This window comes from Allobosea sp. Leaf344 (genome assembly GCF_001426225.1).
GTDB lineage: Bacteria > Pseudomonadota > Alphaproteobacteria > Rhizobiales > Beijerinckiaceae > Allobosea.
Genome location: NZ_LMRT01000014.1, coordinates 746,628 through 763,001, shown reverse-complemented (window position 1 = coordinate 763,001; position 16,374 = coordinate 746,628). Strand labels below are relative to the sequence as shown.

The 16,374-nt window shown below is 65.3% G+C and carries 15 protein-coding genes and 1 pseudogene; 8 read left to right on the top strand and 8 right to left on the bottom strand.

Going from position 1 to position 16,374, the window contains the following annotated elements:
* Positions 1–49: 49 nt before the first annotated feature.
* A complete protein-coding gene (locus ASG72_RS15440; protein WP_056713751.1) occupies positions 50–1,033 on the bottom strand; it encodes a Gfo/Idh/MocA family oxidoreductase in 984 nt (327 codons plus the stop codon).
* Between the two features lie 33 nt (positions 1,034–1,066).
* The gene (locus tag ASG72_RS15435; RefSeq protein ID WP_056713748.1) at positions 1,067–2,353 is read right to left on the bottom strand and encodes an FAD-binding oxidoreductase; all 1,287 of its coding nucleotides are present in this window, start codon (positions 2,351–2,353) and stop codon (positions 1,067–1,069) included.
* 182 nt (positions 2,354–2,535) lie between these two features.
* On the opposite strand from ASG72_RS15435, the gene ASG72_RS15430 reads away from it, so the two are divergent.
* The 7 genes and pseudogenes from ASG72_RS15430 (at position 2,536) to ASG72_RS15405 (ending at position 11,335) form a co-directional block, all read left to right on the top strand.
* On the top strand, positions 2,536–2,835 hold the full coding sequence (locus tag ASG72_RS15430) for a SemiSWEET transporter (RefSeq protein ID WP_056713745.1): 300 nt from the start codon (positions 2,536–2,538) through the stop codon (positions 2,833–2,835).
* A 70-nt stretch (positions 2,836–2,905) separates the two neighbouring features.
* Positions 2,906–3,208, top strand: a complete 303-nt coding sequence (locus ASG72_RS20840; protein ID WP_156395993.1) for a hypothetical protein — start codon at positions 2,906–2,908, stop codon at positions 3,206–3,208.
* 34 nt (positions 3,209–3,242) lie between these two features.
* Positions 3,243–5,683, top strand: a pseudogene (locus ASG72_RS15425) (phosphoketolase family protein).
* A 17-nt stretch (positions 5,684–5,700) separates the two neighbouring features.
* Entirely contained in the window at positions 5,701–6,357 is a 657-nt protein-coding gene (locus ASG72_RS15420; RefSeq protein WP_056713742.1) for a DUF6629 family protein, read from the top strand.
* A gap of 8 nt (positions 6,358–6,365) precedes the next feature.
* On the top strand, positions 6,366–7,466 hold the full coding sequence (locus ASG72_RS15415) for an HlyD family efflux transporter periplasmic adaptor subunit (RefSeq protein ID WP_244488824.1): 1,101 nt from the start codon (positions 6,366–6,368) through the stop codon (positions 7,464–7,466).
* Positions 7,456–10,200 carry a ribosome-associated ATPase/putative transporter RbbA gene (gene rbbA, locus ASG72_RS15410; protein ID WP_244488823.1) on the top strand — a complete coding sequence of 915 codons (2,745 nt, stop codon included), beginning with the start codon at positions 7,456–7,458 and terminating at the stop codon, positions 10,198–10,200. Before ASG72_RS15415 ends, rbbA begins: the two co-directional genes overlap by 11 nt.
* A 1-nt stretch (position 10,201) precedes the next feature.
* On the top strand, positions 10,202–11,335 hold the full coding sequence (locus tag ASG72_RS15405; protein ID WP_056713733.1) for an ABC transporter permease: 1,134 nt from the start codon (positions 10,202–10,204) through the stop codon (positions 11,333–11,335).
* On the opposite strand, the gene ASG72_RS15400 is transcribed toward ASG72_RS15405, so the two are convergent.
* Together ASG72_RS15400 and ASG72_RS15395 are read right to left on the bottom strand one after the other, a co-directional pair.
* Positions 11,307–12,074: a DUF4386 family protein gene (locus ASG72_RS15400; RefSeq protein WP_056713729.1), complete on the bottom strand. Its 768-nt coding sequence runs from the start codon at positions 12,072–12,074 to the stop codon at positions 11,307–11,309. The genes ASG72_RS15405 and ASG72_RS15400 overlap by 29 nt on opposite strands.
* 37 nt (positions 12,075–12,111) lie before the next feature.
* Positions 12,112–13,122, bottom strand: coding sequence for an NAD-dependent epimerase/dehydratase family protein (locus ASG72_RS15395; RefSeq protein WP_056713727.1), 1,011 nt, complete (start codon positions 13,120–13,122; stop codon positions 12,112–12,114).
* Positions 13,123–13,210: 88 nt separating this feature from the next.
* On the opposite strand from ASG72_RS15395, the gene ASG72_RS15390 reads away from it, so the two are divergent.
* A complete protein-coding gene (locus ASG72_RS15390; RefSeq protein WP_056713725.1) occupies positions 13,211–14,098 on the top strand; it encodes a LysR family transcriptional regulator in 888 nt (295 codons plus the stop codon).
* A 105-nt stretch (positions 14,099–14,203) separates the two neighbouring features.
* On the opposite strand, the gene ASG72_RS20405 is transcribed toward ASG72_RS15390, so the two are convergent.
* The 4 genes from ASG72_RS20405 to ASG72_RS15370 are packed head-to-tail and all read right to left on the bottom strand — an operon-like array spanning position 14,204 to position 16,122.
* Entirely contained in the window at positions 14,204–14,605 is a 402-nt protein-coding gene (locus tag ASG72_RS20405; RefSeq protein ID WP_082540378.1) for a cupin domain-containing protein, read from the bottom strand.
* Positions 14,606–14,654: 49 nt separating this feature from the next.
* Entirely contained in the window at positions 14,655–15,308 is a 654-nt protein-coding gene (locus tag ASG72_RS15380; protein WP_056713718.1) for a glutathione S-transferase family protein, read from the bottom strand.
* Positions 15,305–15,778, bottom strand: a complete 474-nt coding sequence (locus tag ASG72_RS20400; RefSeq protein WP_082540377.1) for an SRPBCC family protein — start codon at positions 15,776–15,778, stop codon at positions 15,305–15,307. The genes ASG72_RS15380 and ASG72_RS20400 overlap by 4 nt, the downstream gene beginning before the upstream one ends.
* A complete protein-coding gene (locus tag ASG72_RS15370) occupies positions 15,775–16,122 on the bottom strand; it encodes a metalloregulator ArsR/SmtB family transcription factor (protein WP_056713712.1) in 348 nt (115 codons plus the stop codon). Before ASG72_RS15370 ends, ASG72_RS20400 begins: the two co-directional genes overlap by 4 nt.
* Between the last annotated feature and the right edge of the window lie 252 nt (positions 16,123–16,374).

Below are 16,374 nucleotides of genomic sequence, written 5' to 3'. Positions count from 1 at the left end.
CTCGCGCTCGCACCATCTCGTCTCGGCCGGCCCTGTCCGGGCCGCCCCCTCAGCCCGGCCGGCCGCTCTTCAGGATCGCCTCGACGATTTCCTGCACGTCCAGCGCCTCCTCCAGCGTGGCGAGGTGGTGCGGCTCGCCGCGGACCAGCCTGACGACGCCTTCGAGCTGCCGCTTCAGGGCCAGCGGCCGCGCCTGGTCCTGCGGCAGCGCTACGTCGGCGCGCCGCCAGCTGCCATCGGGCTGGCGCCGCTCCGCATGCGACCAGTCGTAGAGGCGCACGGCACCGGCATCGCCCTCCAGCTGCCAGATATTGTGATCGTCCTTGCTCGTGGTGCCGACGCTGCCGGTCAGCGTCACCGGCACCTCGCCCGCCATCAGCCGGGCCGCGATGGCGCGTTCGGAGCGGCCGGGCTCGGAGAAGGTCGCCTGCGCTTCGAGGCCGTGCAGTGCTCCGAAGCAGCGCCGCGCCAGAAACAGGAAATGCGAGACGACCTCCCGCGTAAAGCCGCCCTCGGCCGGCCCGTCGAGCCAGCCCGCGGCATCGACCTGCCAGGAGCGCGGCCATTTCGCGAAGGCGACGCTGATTTCGAGGCGTGGGGCGGCGCCGACCGCGCCGCTCTCGATCCAGCCGCGCAGCGTGGCGATGGCGGGCGAGGAGGCGAAGGGGAAATTGACCGCGCCGCGGCCCCCGGCCTCCGCCACGAAGTCGCGTGCCTGCGCGACGTCGACCGCGAGCGGCTTCTCGCAGAACACCGCCTTGCCCGCCGCGATGGCGGCGCGGGCATGGCCGAGATGCGAGGCGGGCGGCGAGGCGATGTAGACGCAGTCGCTGCGATCGATCAGCGCGGCCGCGTCGGCGGCGGCCGGCACCATCGGGAAAGCGGCCGCGATGCGCGCCATGGCCTGGGGCGAGGGGTCCCAGATGCCGCCGGCCCGCAGCAGCCCGGGCGGCTGCTCGGTGATGGCGCGCAGCAGCCGCTCGCCCATGATGCCGGCACCGATGAGGCCGATGGCGACGGGTGACTCGGGCATGGCGATCCTTCCTCGGGTCTGGCGGGGACGGCCTCAGGCCGCCTTGCGCTCTTTCAGCCAGTCGTTGAGCTGGAGATACCAATAGGTCGCCTGGACCGCTGCGACGCCGAAGGGCCCGCCATTCCAGTTCAGGCCGAAGGGGGCGAAGAGCCGGTAGCGCTCGCTCGTGCCCAGAATGCCCTCGGCGACGACGCGCCCGCCGATCGCGGTGGTGTTGAGACCATGGCCGCCGAAGCCGAGGCAATGCCAGATGCCGGGGCCGAGCGTGCCGATCTGCGGCATCAGATGGCGCGCATAGGACATTAGCCCGGACCAGGCCATCTCGATCTTCAGCGGCGCCAGCTCCGGATAGGTCGAGATCATGGTCCGGCGCAGCAGCGCCGCCAGATCGCGCGGCTCGGCGGTGCGGGTGGTGATGCGCCCGCCCCAGAGCAGCCGCTGTCCGTCCTCGACCAGCCGGTAGTAGTCGCCGGCGCGGCGGTTGTCGCTGATCGCGCAGCGGGTGCGGATGACGGAGCCGATCAGCTCCGGCGCCACCTCCGTGGTCAGCACATAGGTGGCGATCGGCAGCTGGCTCATCCGCAGGCGCGGCACCAGCCGGTCGGTATAGCCGCCGGCGGCGAAGACGACGTGCCGGCAGGAGATCGTGCCGCCGGCGGTCGCGAGCCTCTTCTGCGCCCCGTCGAGCGCGGCCGAGACCACCTGCGAGCCCTCGAAGATCCGCCCGCCCAGCGCCTCCACCCCGGCGGCCAGCGCGCGGGCATAGTTCAGCGGGTGGATGTGGAAGGATTGCGGATCATGCAGCGCCTGATGGTATTTCTGCGAGCGCAGAACGGCGCGGACCTCCTCGGTCGGCATGAAGGAGACGGCATAGCCATGGTCGCGCGCCAGGCGCTCCTGATTGCGCTTCAGCGCCTCGGCACCGTCATAGCGCAAGGCGCTGATCTTGCCGTGGACCGGCCGGGCGCCGGCGATGCCGAGATCGCGGATCGCGTCGGCGACGAAGCCCATGCCCTCGATCGACAGGTCGAACAGCCGCCGCGCCGCATCCTCGCCGATCGCCGCCGCGATCGAGGCATAGCCGCGCGCATAGCCCGGGCCGACGAAGCCGCCATTGCGCCCCGAGGCGCCCCAGCCGACGGCCTGGGCCTCCAGCACGACGACCGAGCGCCCGGCCCTGGCGAGTTCATAGGCGCAGCTCAGCCCGGCGAGCCCGGCGCCGACGATGCAGATCTCGGCCTCGATCGCGCCGTCGAGGGCGGGGCGGGCGGCATCGGTCTCGGCCGTGCGGGCGTAGAAGGTGTCGGGATAGCGTGGCATGGCGGAACAGGCCCTGACGAAACGCGCAAGATGCGCCGGAATCACCGCAGCATTGGCCGAGCCGAGGCCGCGAGTAAACCGCCGGCGGCGCCGGGCCGGGGCGTGGCCGGCGCGAGAGGCGGGAACATCGCGCGGCGCGCCGCATTGAGCCCACGCAACCGCCGGGCTGGAGAGCGCCGCAGATGAACTGGATCGCCGCGCTGGGCTTCGCCGCCGCCCTGTGTTCCACCGTCAGTTTCGTGCCGCAGGCCTGGCGCGTGGTGAAGACCCGCGACACCTCGGCGCTCTCGGCGCCGATGTATGCGATCACCACGGTCGGCTTCGCGCTCTGGCTGGGTTACGGGCTGGCGCTGGGGCAATGGCCGCTGATCCTGACCAACGGGATCTGCCTGCTCTTCGCCGCCTTCATCCTGGTGATGAAGCTGGCCCCCCGCCGGCGCAAGGAAGCGATAGCAGAGGCGCTGGGGGCGGAGAAGGAATAGGGACGCGACAGCGGGTGTTCAGCCGAGACGCCCGGGCGAGGCGCGGCGCCGGCCGGGGCGACGGAGGGCTGTGAGGGCGCTGCTGCACGTCAAAAGCGCGCCGGAGCGCGTGCTGGAGATGTGCGCCGACCAATGGCGCCCCGACGGTGCAGGCCCTCTCGATACAGAACATTGGCGTCACACGGCCGACGAGATCGCCGCGCAGGGGGAGCGCGTGCTGGCGCTGACCTGTCGACGCGCCGACCCCGGTCCGATCATGCCGGGCGCATGCTTACATCGAGATCGCCTGGCGCAGCGCTGGGGCATGCTCGGCTCGGCGCTCCCTATGCACCGTGGCTTGCGATGGATCAGGGTTTGGCGCAGCGCCGCGTGATCAGCTCCCGTCCGACTTCGAATGGGATCGTGCCATGAGTGCATCCGCAGAAGGCCCGGCCGGTCCGCTTGCCGCCGACGAGCTGAACCTGATCCAGCGCTACTGGAGCGCCGCCAATTATCTCTCGGTCGGCCAGATCTACCTGCTGGACAATCCGCTGCTGCGCGAACCACTGCGACCGGAGCATGTCAAGCCGAGGCTGCTCGGCCATTGGGGCACGACGCCGGGCTTGAACTTCATCTATGCGCACCTCAACCGCAGCATCAGGATGCGGGATCTGGAGATGCTCTTCATCTGCGGGCCTGGCCATGGCGGCCCGGCCGTTGTCGCCAACACCTATCTCGAAGGGTCGTATAGCGAGGTCTACCCCGATATCGGCAGGGATGTTGACGGCCTGCGCCGGTTGTTTCGGCAGTTCTCGTTCCCCGGCGGCATTCCCAGCCATGCGGCGCCGGAGACGCCCGGCTCAATCCATGAGGGCGGTGAACTCGGCTATGCGCTGGTTCACGCCTTCGGCGCGGTTCTCGACAATCCCGAGCTGATCGCCGCCTGCGTCGTCGGTGATGGCGAGGCGGAAACCGGCCCGCTGGCGGCCTCATGGCATTCCAGCATGTTCATCAATCCGGCGCATGACGGGGCGGTCCTGCCGATCCTGCACCTCAACGGCTACAAGATCGCCAATCCGACCCTGCTGGCGCGGATGGACGAGGCGCAGTTGCGCAGCCTTTTCATCGGCTATGGCTACAGCCCGCTGCTGGTCTCGGGCAGCGACCCCGCCACGATGCACCAGGCGATGGCGGCGGCGCTCGACACAGCCTTTGACCAGATCCGCGCGATCCAGGCCGAGGCGCGGCGCAGCAGGGGGCAGGCCGGGCAGCCGCGCTGGCCGATGATCATCCTGCGGAGCCCGAAAGGGTGGACGGGGCCGAAGATCGTCGACGGCAAGAAGGTCGAGGGATCCTGGCGGTCCCATCAGGTGCCGATCAGCAATGCGCATGGCGATCCGGCTCATCTGGCGCTGCTGGAAGAATGGCTGCGCAGCTATGGGTCCGAAACGCTGTTCGATGCTGCGGGAGGCTTGCTTCCCGAACTGCAGGCGCTGGCTCCGCAAGGCCGCCTCCGCATGGGTGCGAGCCAGCACGGGAATGGCGGGCTCCTCAAGCGCGAGCTCACCCTGCCGGATTATCGTCCCTTCGGCTTGGAATTGACGCAGCCTGGAAGCGTCAAGGCCGAAGCGACGCGGATGATGGGCGCTTATCTCGCGGAGGTGGTCAGGCTGAACGCCGCCAGCCGGAACTTCCGCATCATGGGACCTGACGAGACAGCCTCGAACAGGATCGACGCCGTGTTCGATGCGACCGAGCGGGTGTGGATGGGGCCGATCGAGCCCTTTGATGTCCATCTCGCGCGGGACGGGCGGGTGATGGAGGTGCTGAGTGAACATCTCTGCCAGGGCTGGCTGGAGGGCTATCTCCTGACCGGCCGGCACGGGCTGTTTTCCTGCTACGAAGCCTTCATCCACATCGTCGATTCCATGGTGAACCAGCACGCCAAATGGCTGAAAGTGTCGCGCGAAATCCCGTGGCGGAAACCGATTGCCTCGCTCAACTACCTCCTGACCTCGCATGTCTGGCAGCAGGACCATAATGGATTCAGCCATCAAGACCCCGGCTTCCTCGACCTGATCGCCAACAAGAAGGCCGATATCGGCCGCATCTATCTGCCACCGGACGGGAACTGCCTGCTCTGGGTCATCGACCATTGCCTGGGAACCTATGATCGTATCAACGCCATCGTCGCCGGCAAGCAGGCGGCGCCGCAATGGCTGTCGATCGAACAGGCGGCGACGCATTGCGCCGCGGGTGCCGGAATCTGGGAATGGGCCGGCTCCGAACGGCCAGGCTCTGATCCCGACATCGTCATGGCGTGCGCCGGAGACGTGCCGACCATCGAGACTTTGGCAGCCGTCGCGTTGTTGCAGGAAGTGCAGCCGGGTCTGGGCATCCGCGTGGTCAACATCGTCGACCTCATGGTTCTGCAAGGGCGCAAGCAGCATCACCATGGTCTCGACGACGCTGCATTCGACACGCTGTTCACGCGCGATCGGCCGGTGATCTTCGCCTTTCACGGCTACCCCAGCTCATCCACCGGCTGACCTACAACCGGACCAACCATGCCGGGCTACATGTCCATGGCTATCAGGAGGAGGGCACCACCACGACACCTTTCGACATGCTGGTCCTCAACCGACTTGACCGCTTCCACCTGGCCATCGCGGCCCTAGACCGGCTGCCGCATCTCGGGGAGGATGCGGCCGCAGCGAAGCAGGCATTTTGCGGCAGGCTGGCGGCTCATGCCCAGTACATTCGCGCCCATGGCGAGGATATGCCCGAGATCAAAGCCTGGCGGTGGCCGTTTGGAATCACAAATGGTCCGCGCCAGCCGGTCGAAGACGTGCCGGTTCGTCCTCTGTGAAAGGGCTGTAGCACCCGATGTGCTTCTCAGCGACGGCCAGCTTCGTCACCGCAGGAGTGACGGGAATTATCGGGATCGCGTCGCTAATGAGAGCATCGGACAGGTCGCAGCTGCTGCTGGCTGCGGTGCCCGTTGTCTTCGGCACGCAGCAGGTCATCGAGGGGTTGTTATGGCTCAACCTTCCAATGGCTTCCGATAGGGCGGGCGTTTCGACGCTGACGCTGCTGTTCCTGCTGTTCGCCGAGGTGCTCTGGCCCGTCTACATGCCGCTGGCGGTCCTGCTGATCGAGCCCGATGCTCGACGCAGGACGCTGATGCTGCCCTGGCTCGCCTTGGGCGCAGCTGTCGCCACCTATCTAGCCTGGGGCATACTGACTCGGCCTCTCGGCGCCAGCATCCTTGGAGAGCATGTCGTCTACGTCACCGATAACAAATTCTCGTTCGCGGCAGGGGTCGCCTATGTCGGCGTCATCGCGATCCCTTTCGTGCTCTCGACGCAGCGCGTCATCGGGCTCTTCGGCACGGTTGTGCTGGCAGGCTGGGCGACAGCCTATTTCTTCTACTGGGAGGCCTTGGTCTCGGTCTGGTGTTTCTTCGCCGCGGCGGCGAGCACGGTGATCCTCCTGCATTTCGAGAAACTGGCTCGGTACCGTGTCGCTGCCGGGACTGGCTGAAGCCTCTGTTGAGCAGGATCAAGGCGCCGCGCAATCATTCCGAGCATCTCTCGTCGAGCCGCGCGTTCTCCGCAAAGGGGCGGCATCCATTCACTTGGGCCGTGATGCCGATGCGCCTCTCACCAACGATCATCGCGCTGGGCCTTGCCGCCGCGGTCGGCGCCTATCTCTACGCGGTGCGGCCCAAGGACGTGGCGTTGCCGGCGGGGCTGCTGCAAGCGAATGGCCGGGTCGAGGTCGAACGCGTCGATGTAGCCACCAGGCTTGCAGGCCGCGTCGCCGAGATCCTGGTTAAGGAGGGCGAGTTCGTCGCCAAAGGTGCGATCATCGCCAGGATGGACGTCGCAGAGCTGATGGCGCAGCGCGCCGCAGCCCAGGCTTCGCTCCGGCGGAGCGAGGTCAGTATCGAGAAGACGAAGGCGGAACTGGGCAGCCGGGAGGCCGACCTGAAGCTGCACGAACTGGAACTCCGCCGCGCCCTCGATCTCGGACGCCACATCATGAGCCAGGCCGAGGCCGACAGGCGCCAGGCGCAACGCGATGTCGCGAGCGCAGCCGTGACGGTTGCAAAGGCCGGCATTGCCGACGCCGAAGCGGCGCGCGACGCAGCGCAGGCTCAGCTCGACCTGATCCAGGTGACGATCGACGACATGACCCTGCAGGCGCCGATGGCGGGCCGGGTGGAATACCGGCTGGCGCAGCCCGGAGAGGTGATTGCCGCAGGCGGGCGGGTGGTGACCCTACTCGACGTCTCCGATGTCTTCATGACGATTTTTCTGCCGACCGCCGCCATGGGCAGGGTCGCCCTCGGCTCGGAAGCGCGAATCGTGTTGGATGCCGCGCCTAGATTCGTCTTCCCCGCTACGGTCTCGTTCGTCGCCGGTGAGGCGCAGTTCACCCCGAAATATGTGGAGACCAAGAACGAGCGGGAAAAGTTGATGTACCGCGTCAAGCTGAAGGTCGCGCCCGAGCTGCTTGCGAGCTATCGCGACTATGTCCGCGCCGGTCTGACTGGCACGGGCACCGTGAGGCTCAGTCCTGACATCGCCTTTCCACCGGCGCTGCAGCCGCGTCTACCGCAGCCTCCGGGGGATGGTCGTGCGCCCTGATACCACGAGCGCAGGCCCTGCCGCGCAGTTGTCCGGTGTCGGCCACCTCTATCGCGAGGTGGCAGCGCTGCAGAATGTTTCGCTCGTCGTCCCGACCGGGTCCGATACGGCGATCATCGGGCCTGACGGTGTGGGTAAATCAACGCTGCTTGGCCTTCTGGCAGGTGCCCGCGTCATCCAGAGGGGCAGGGTCGAGACGCTCTCGGGCGACATGGCCGATCCGGTTCACCGCTCGCGCGTCGCCAAGCGGATCGCCTTCATGCCGCAGGGTTTGGGCAAGAACCTCTACCCCGCGCTTTCCGTCGCCGAAAACATCGCCTTCTTCGCCAGCCTCTACGCCACCTCCGTGGTCGGCCGGCATGCGCGGATGCAACGCCTGCTCCAGGCCACTGGCCTTGCCCCTTTCGCCGATCGACCGGCGGGGAAGCTGTCAGGCGGGATGCGGCAGAAGCTCTCTCTTTGCTGCGCGCTGGTTCACGACCCCGATCTGCTGATCCTGGACGAGCCGACGACGGGTATCGACCCTCTCTCGCGTCGTCAGTTCTGGCAGCTGATCGACGAGATCAGAGCTGCCCGACCGGAGCTGACCCTGATCGTGGCCACGGCGTATATGGAGGAGGCGGAACGATTCAGTCGCCTGGTGGCGATGGATTCCGGCCGCGTCCTGGCTGCGGGGCTCCGGCAGGCTGTACTGGCGCGAGCCGGCGCCGCCACGGTCGAGACTGCCTACCTGAACCTGCTCCATCCCGGTGACGGCTCCGTCCGGAGGGCTGCGCCTACCCTGCCTGTACGGACCTCTTATACCGGTCCGCCGGCTATCGTTGCGGAAGACCTGACGCGCCTCTTTGGCGACTTCACCGCCGTAGACTCGGTGAGCTTTCGCATCGAGCGGGGCGAAATCTTCGGCTTCCTCGGCTCGAACGGCTGCGGCAAGACCACGACAATGAAAATGCTGACCGGCCTGCTTCCCGCCAGTTCGGGCCGTGCCGAATTGCTGGGAACCCCCGTCGACGCGAGCAATGTCGAGACGAGGCAACGCGTCGGCTACATGTCGCAGTCCTTCTCGCTCTACGGAGAACTGACGGTCCTCGGCAACCTGCTGCTGCATGCTCGGCTCTACCACCTACCGATGGCGGAGCGGGACGAGCGGATCCGCAAGACTCTGCAGCGCTTCGATCTGGACGCGCTGCGCAACGCCTATCCGGCTGCGCTACCGCTTGGCGTGCGACAGCGCCTGCAACTTGCAGCTGCCTGCTTGCACCGGCCCGAGGTGCTGATCCTGGACGAGCCCACTTCGGGCGTCGATCCGGAGGCGCGCGACGCGTTCTGGCGCTATCTCGGTGAACTCTCCCGGCGCGACGGCGTCACCATCTTCATCTCCACGCATTTCATGAACGAGGCCGAGCGCTGCGACCGCGTCTCCTTCATGCATGCGGGAAAGGTCCTCGCAGTCGGCGCCCCGGCGGAGCTGCGTAAGGACGGCCAGGGGCTCGAGGACGCTTTCGTCGCATGCCTGCAACGGCAAGCGCCGCCTGGAACCCCGTCTCCGGCGCCCGCCGGCGATTGGATCCCCACGGGCACGAACCATACGGTTGGCCAGCATGACTGGCTGCGCTGGGTCGGCGCCTTCGCCGCTCGTGAGATGCGCGAGCTCCTGCGTGATCCGATCCGCCTGAGCTTCGCGCTGATCGCGCCGCTCATCCTGATGCTGACCTTCGCCAAGGGTATCTCTTTCGACATCGAGGCTCTGCCCTTCGCGATCTACGACCGAGACCGGTCGAGCCAGAGCCTGTCTCTGACGCGGCACCTGACGGGGTCGCGCTATTTTGCAGAACGTCCGCCGATCCAGGACGACGCCGACGTCGACAGGCGGCTGCAATCGGGCGACGCCGCGCTGGTGGTCGAGATTCCTCCGGGGTTTGGGCGCGATCTGCTTCGCGGGTACAGCCCGACCATCGGCCTTTGGCTGGATGGCGCCAATCCCGCCCGCGCCAACACCGCGCGCGGCTATGCCGAGGGCGTGGCACAATCCTTTGTCGCCGCACTGGAGCAGGGTCGGGGTTCACGGCAACGGCCCGCGGCGCAAGCCCTGATCACGCTGGAGCCGCGCTTCGTCTACAATCAGGACTTTGCCAGTGTGTATGCGATGACCCCGGGCGTCATCATGTTCCTGCTGATGATGATCGTGTCGATGATGACTGCGCTCGGAGTGGTGCGCGAGCGCGAGATCGGTTCGATCATCAACCTGGCGGTCTCGCCGGCGACGACGCTGACCTTCCTGATCGGGAAACTGCTGCCCTATGTGGCGATCGGCACAGTGACCCTGCTGATGATGGTCGGGCTGGCCGTGTTCGGACTGGGGCTGGTCATCAAGGGTTCGCTGGCCGCGCTCCTGGTCGGCGGCGTGCTCTATGTGATCACGGCCGCGAGCTTTGGCATTCTGGTGTCGAGCCTCGTCCGCTCCCAAGTCGCGGCCATCTTCGCCTGCGCGCTACTGACCCTGATGCCGGCCTTGAACTTCTCCGGCTTCCTGCAACCGGTCTCCAACCTGTCGCCTGCGGCGCAAGTTATCGGGCTTGCCTTCCCCTCGTCCTGGTTCCAGCAGATCAGCATAGGCGTCTTCGCCAAGGGGCTGCCGCTCATCGCCTTCACCAACGCGTTCCTGGCGCTGACGCTGTTTCCGCTGGTCTACGTGATGGCGGCGCAGCTCCTGCTCCCCAAGCAGGAGCGCTGACATGGCCCGCAGACTCGCCAATGTCGTTTATCTTTCGCTGAAGGAGTTCGCCAGCATCTGGCGCGACCGGGGCATGATGATCTTCATGGTCTGGGCTTTCACGGGTGCGATCTATCTCGTGGCCTCCGGCGCCAATATCGAGATGCGCAACGCCAGCGTCGGCTTCGTCGACAGTGATGGCTCGCAGCTCTCGGCCGGCATCAGGGATGCGCTGCGACCGCCGGATTTCGCGGCGCCGGTCACGCTCGATCAGGCTTCCATCGACAGCGCGATGGATGCTGCGCGCTTCACCTTCATCATGGTCATCCCACCCCGGTTGGAGCAGGACCTGCTGGCCGGTCACAGTCCGGCGATCCAGCTCATGGTCGATGCGACGGCGATGACGCAGGCGGGGATCGGCACCGGCTATATCGCCGAAATCCTGACCCGCGAGACGCGGAGGTTCCTTTCGGAACGTGGCGTCGATGCAGCGCCTCCGCTCTCCTTCACCGTCCGCGCGTTCTTCAACCCCAATCTCGACGACAAGCGCCATATGGCAGTCATGGAGATCGTCAACAATGTTTGCATGCTGTCGATTATACTTGTCGGCGCCGCGGTGGTGCGGGAGCGTGAGCATAGTACGATCGAGCATCTCCTGGTGATGCCAGTGGGCGCAGCCGAGATCGTCTTCGCCAAGATCCTGGCAAATGGTGCGGTCGTTCTGCTGGCAGTGGTTTTGTCGCTCGTTCTGGTAGCTCGAGGCGCGTTGGGCATCACCATCAGCGGCTCGATCGCGCTCTACATGGTTGGGGCCGGCATCTTCCTGTTCTCGGTGATGGCACTCGGTGTGATGCTGGCGACGCTGACGCCCGCCATGCCGCAGTTCGCGCTTCTCGCGTTCCCTGTCATTATCGTGATGGAGGTGCTTTCAGGCGGCATGACCCCGATCGAGAGTATGCCAGCTTATCTGCAGATGATCATGACGGCGGTTCCCTCGACCCATTACGTCAAATTTTCGCTGAGCGTTCTGTTTCGAGACGCGGAATTGGACGTGGTCTGGCCCGAATTGGCTTGGATGGCGATATTGGGCGTCCTCTATAGCCTCATCGCGCTGCGTCGTTTCCGTGTCATGCTGGAGCGGTCGACCGGAGGTTGAGCCCGCCGAGCACCATGTCGCGCCAAAGCATGACCGCCAGCCCGGCGAACCAGAGCAGCGCGAGTGGCACGGCCGCACTTTGGATCAGAGCGGCAACCGGAAATGCGACCCGCAGCGCCGTGGCCAAGAACATCGATCCCAGGGCAATCCCGGCGATGCCGAGCCAGCTCTTGTCCGCCTGCCTCAGGGCGAAGCCGATCGCGACGAGCCAGATCCCACTGAGGAGCTGGACACCGAGGAGTTCGCCGACAGCTCCGGCATAGGCGTTGATCGTGCGGTAGCTCAGCTCGATCACCTGGCGTGCCGACTGATCAGCCGCTTTGTACTCGGCGGCGAGCATCGGCATGACGGAGAGCCAGCGCACGATGCCGAGCGTCTTGAACAGGCCGGCGCCGGCACCGATGAAAGCGGCTGCATCCACATGCCAGCCGATAACGCCCTTTGTCGCGAGCCAAGTCCGCATGACGAAGGCGAGTGGGATCAGGGCCAAGGAGACCGTGAGGTAAGCCCCGTAGCCGATGAGAACGGCATTCGTCTGCCCTGCGATCAAGGGCAGGACTTCCGTCGCGGGGAGCCTTAGAGAAGCCGGCCAACCGATGGCTTGGCCCAGCACGGCCATCGGCACGAGGAAGAGCACGGTCTGAAGAGCGGCGAGAGCCGCCGCCGCTCGGGCAATGTTTTGGGACGAGGCGGCGGCATCACCTTGCAGAGCAAGGCTGGGAACGGCAGAGGATGACATGACGATGTCCTGTCGAATTCGAATCTGATGGGGGCGTTCAGACGGCGCGCGGACGGGCAGCGGAGATCGGGCGCGCGGGGACCCGCGCCGGCCCCAGACATGTTTCGATCGCGAGCGCGAGCGGCGTATGCGGCTCCGGCCCGATCGCTGCTTCGAGCTTTCGATTGTCGAGCCGGACGCTTTCGCGCCAGAGCCAACGCATCTCGATCAACTCGCGGAAGAAGGTCATGAACGGCGCGATCAGGTAGATCTGCGGCCAGAAGAACCGTCGGATCGGAATGGTGCCTCCAAGCGCGCGCTGGACCGCCTCCGCCATGCCGCGGCCATCGGGGACCCAGTGTCCCTGGAAGTGGAAGACGTCGTGGTTGGTGAGGCTATCCTGCCGGTCGAGAAGGCACATGAAGGTTTCGGCCAGGTCAGGAACATAGGCCCATGAATGACCGACACCGGTGGCACCCAAATCCTGGATCACCTTGGCTGTGCGTCCGTTCTTGACCACGGCCTGGCTGAACCAGGAGCTCGGGACATCTGGACCGAAGAAGTCGCCAGCTCGAACGATGAGCGACCGGACGCCATCGCCGGCGGCGTGCCGCAGCATGGCCTCCATGTCCATCCGGACTGCGCCCTTCACCGTATGGGGGTTCTGCGGGCTGTCCTCGTTGATGAGCGCACCGGCCTCGGGGCCGAACGCGTAGATGTTGCCAGGAAAAAGAATGCGCGCACCGGAGTGCTGGGCTGCGACGATGCTGTTGGTCAGCATCGGCACCGCCTTCTCACGCCATTTGGCGTAGCCTGGCGGATTGACTGCATGCGCGATGACGGCCGCGCCGGCCGCGGCACGGAGCACCGCGCCGCGGTCGAGGGCGTCACCTCGGCGCCAGTCGACAGCAAAGGGCAGTCTGGCTGAGGCGGCGGCTTTGGCAGGATCGCGCGACAAAGCGCGAATGATGTAGCCGCGGCCGTGTAGGGCGACAGCCAGCGCGCGGCCGAGGCCGCCCGTGACGCCGAGGACGAGTGCGATGCGCGAAGACGAAGCAGGCTGGGTCATGGACACCTCCGTTGTGATGAGCGGAGGATGCCCGTGGCCATGACAAACGGAAATTGCCCAGACCTGTGGATCTGTTATACGTTTTCGTATGACTGACCAGATCGGCTGGGACCTGTACCGCTCCTTCCTTGCTGTTTTCAGACAAGGCAGTCTATCGGGCGCAGCGCGGGCTCTCGGCACAACGCAGCCGACCATGGGGCGCCATATCGAAACGTTGGAGACAGCGCTCGGGCTGTCTCTTTTCACGCGTTCGCAAGGCGGCCTTCAGCCGACAGCCGCCGCCTCGACGCTGGTGGCATCGGCCGAGGCCATGGAAGCCGCGGCGGCTGGGCTCCAGAGGAGCGCAGACGGCGCGCGCAGCGACACCGGCGGGACGGTGCGGATCACGGCCAGCGAGATCATGGGCGCGGAGGTGCTACCCATGATACTGGCCGGATTTCGCGAGGACCATCCGGGCATTACGCTCGAACTCGTGCTGAGCAATCGCAACGACGACCTGTTGCGCAGGGATGCCGATATCGCGGTCCGAATGAACCGGCCGACGCAAGAGGCTCTGTTGGCGCAACGTCTCGGCGAGGTCAGGCTGGGATTGTTCGCTCATGAGCGCTATCTGGCTCGCTATGGGATGCCGGAGACGATCGAGGCTCTGAAGACCTTCCACATAATCGGCTTCGATCGCGAGGACCGCTCCGCCCGATCGCTGGCAGCAGGGACGATCGCGCTTGACCGATCCCTGTTCAGCTTTCGGGCCGACAGCGATCTTGCGCAGTACGCCGCTGTCCGCGCAGGGCTCGGGATCGGCGCGGTTCAACATGGCTTAGCCGCGCGGCATCCCGAGCTTCGGCCGGTCCTGCCGGCTGCGATTGCCTTCAAGCTGGACGTCTGGCTCGTCATGCACGAGGACCAACGCGCCAATCGACCGGTCAGGCTGGCCTTTGCAGCCCTGGCGGAGGGTCTGCGGGGCTGGGTTAGCTGAGAAATGATGCGACGGGCGGAAAGTGCTTCATCGCGGCGGCACGAACGTCAGGTTTCGGGCGTTGTGCCAGGGTCGGCTTTTGGCGCGGGCCTGCCGCCAATCGCTTCAAGAAGGCTGCTCTGTACCGATGTCGACCTGCAGCCACTTCGGCGAGTGGTGTATGTCGATTGTTTGCAAGCGTCCGGGCCCCAGGTTTTCGAAGCGATGCGGAACGCCTGCCGGTCCGAGCACGATATCTCCTGCTGTCGCATCGATGACCTCGTCGCCGACGAAGAAGCGCGCGTTCCCCGCCACAACGATGAAGACCTCGTCGTATGGATGAACGTGAAGCAGGGGTCCCTCACCGGGCGTCTCGTTGCCATAGGCGAGGATGGTGAGCGGCGCGTCGAGTCTGGCGCCTTCGACGTTTCCGCGCCAAGGCCCTTTCGGTTGGGGTTCGAACAGCTGGGCTTTTGCCGCGCTGCGCCCATTCGCTTCGATCACTGATAGGTCGAAATCGCTTCGCATCTCTATCGATCTCCTTGGTGAGACTGTCGTCTGAACTGGGCCGCATTGCTCAGTCGCGGTCAGGGGCTCCAAGCGGGAAATAGTGGCGAAAGCGGCGCGCCTCATCAACGGCGCGCGCGAATGATGGTCTGGCCAGGAGACGAGCTCGGTACGCGGTGAGCGTCTGAAATCGGGCGGGAATTCGATACGTCCAGTCGGCATAGAATAGGGAGGGTGCCGCGGCGCAGTCGGCAAGCGAAAACGCATTACCGACAGCCCATATGCGCCCTTTCAGGCGTTCGTCCAGCCAGGCGTAGCTCACATCCAGCATCTTGCGTGCCTCCTCGACGCCGTAGGAGTCCCGGCTCTCGGGCGGCCGCAGTGCGTCCAATACGAATTTGCCCTGCGGCGTCATGACGTAGTTGTCGAAAAATCGGTCGAGCATTCGGACCTCGACAGCTTCGGCAGGATCGTCGGGGACAAGCCGAACGGCGCCGGGATGGCGAACGTGCAGATGCTCGATGATGATCGAAGCTTCCATGATCACCCGCCCATCGTCGCGCAGGATGGGGAACTTGCGAAGAGGCCAGAGTGAAGCGAGTTCTTCTCCGACGCCGTCGTCCTCCATGAAGCGGTAGGTGAACGGAATATCGTTTTCATAGAAGGCGATGAGTGCCTTCTGACAGTAGGACGAGAATGGATGGGCGAAAAGTTCGAGGGTCACGAGAATGGCCTCCCTTCTCGGCCTTCGAGATTTGCGACCAGATTGTCGACATGCCAGCCCGTGCCATGCTCGCGGCCTTGCACGGCCTCCAATCCTCCGCTGAAATAGGAGCCCTGCTCGGTGTGAAGCAGGCGGGTCTTGTCGCCTTCAGGCTTGATCTCGATCGTCTGCAGCGAAACGGAAAGCTTCTCGTCGCCGTGAAACAGGTCATAGACGAGGACGATCCGCTCGTTTTCTACGATGTCATGGTAGGTGGCGTGAAAGTCGGTAATCAAACCGCTCGGCCAACGAGCGCGGAAACGCTCTTCACCTCCCACTCGGAAGTCGAGTTTGCGGACTAGAACCTCGCACTCAGTTGGAGTTTTGAACCACGCGCTTTTCGCCTCAAGCGTTTTGAAGGCCGCAAATACACGCTGAGGCGACGCACTGACCTGCCGATCAATGACGAAGGTCGCATTCGTGACGGTCATTCCGTTCCCTCCGTTGGTGAGGTCGAGGCCAGGTAGGCCTCCAGCTGATCGTATTGTCGTTCCCAGAACTGCTTACGCTGCGCGATCCAGAGTTCGATCCGAGCCATGGCTTCCACATCGAGCGCGCAAGTCCGAATCCGCCCCGCCTTACTGGTTTTGATTAGCCCGGCCTGTTCGAGCACCTTCAGATGCTGGGTCACCGCCGAGAGGGTCATGGGCAGGGGTTCGGCAAGCTCGCTCACTGATGCGGGCGCGCGACATAGCCGCTCGACCATCGCCCTGCGGCTAGGATCGGAAAGAGCGTGAAACGCCCGGTCGAGAGGGTGCGACGCATACTGTAGCATTCACTTAAGTGTTCGGACAACCAGCGGCTTGTCAAGTGCGTGAAGGCGACTACCGGTGTTCACGCGGCGATTGTTTTAAGCTCTGATCCTCCCGGAGGGCGGCGAAGCGGGCGTTCAATGAGCAAGAGGCCAAAGTCCGCTCGAGGCGCATGCGCCAACGCCTGTTTGTGGCGCGACTGTCATACGAGCTAATTGGCAGGGCTGCTGAGTGCCGAAAGCTTGAGGCAGTGATGCTCTCATGATAAGCAATGT

Excerpts from the sequence above, each read along its gene's own strand:
- ASG72_RS20405 (WP_082540378.1), bottom strand. The coding sequence starts at position 14,605 with ATGCGAAGCGATTTCGACCTATCAGTGATCGAAGCGAATGGGCGCAGC.
- ASG72_RS15370 (WP_056713712.1), bottom strand. The coding sequence starts at position 16,122 with ATGCTACAGTATGCGTCGCACCCTCTCGACCGGGCGTTTCACGCTCTT.
- ASG72_RS15435 (WP_056713748.1), bottom strand. The coding sequence starts at position 2,353 with ATGCCACGCTATCCCGACACCTTCTACGCCCGCACGGCCGAGACCGAT.
- ASG72_RS15395 (WP_056713727.1), bottom strand. The coding sequence starts at position 13,122 with ATGACCCAGCCTGCTTCGTCTTCGCGCATCGCACTCGTCCTCGGCGTC.
- ASG72_RS15440 (WP_056713751.1), bottom strand. The coding sequence starts at position 1,033 with ATGCCCGAGTCACCCGTCGCCATCGGCCTCATCGGTGCCGGCATCATG.
- ASG72_RS15430 (WP_056713745.1), top strand. The coding sequence starts at position 2,536 with ATGAACTGGATCGCCGCGCTGGGCTTCGCCGCCGCCCTGTGTTCCACC.
- ASG72_RS15400 (WP_056713729.1), bottom strand. The coding sequence starts at position 12,074 with ATGTCATCCTCTGCCGTTCCCAGCCTTGCTCTGCAAGGTGATGCCGCC.
- ASG72_RS15420 (WP_056713742.1), top strand. The coding sequence starts at position 5,701 with ATGTGCTTCTCAGCGACGGCCAGCTTCGTCACCGCAGGAGTGACGGGA.
- ASG72_RS20400 (WP_082540377.1), bottom strand. The coding sequence starts at position 15,778 with ATGACCGTCACGAATGCGACCTTCGTCATTGATCGGCAGGTCAGTGCG.
- ASG72_RS15405 (WP_056713733.1), top strand. The coding sequence starts at position 10,202 with ATGGCCCGCAGACTCGCCAATGTCGTTTATCTTTCGCTGAAGGAGTTC.
- ASG72_RS15390 (WP_056713725.1), top strand. The coding sequence starts at position 13,211 with ATGACTGACCAGATCGGCTGGGACCTGTACCGCTCCTTCCTTGCTGTT.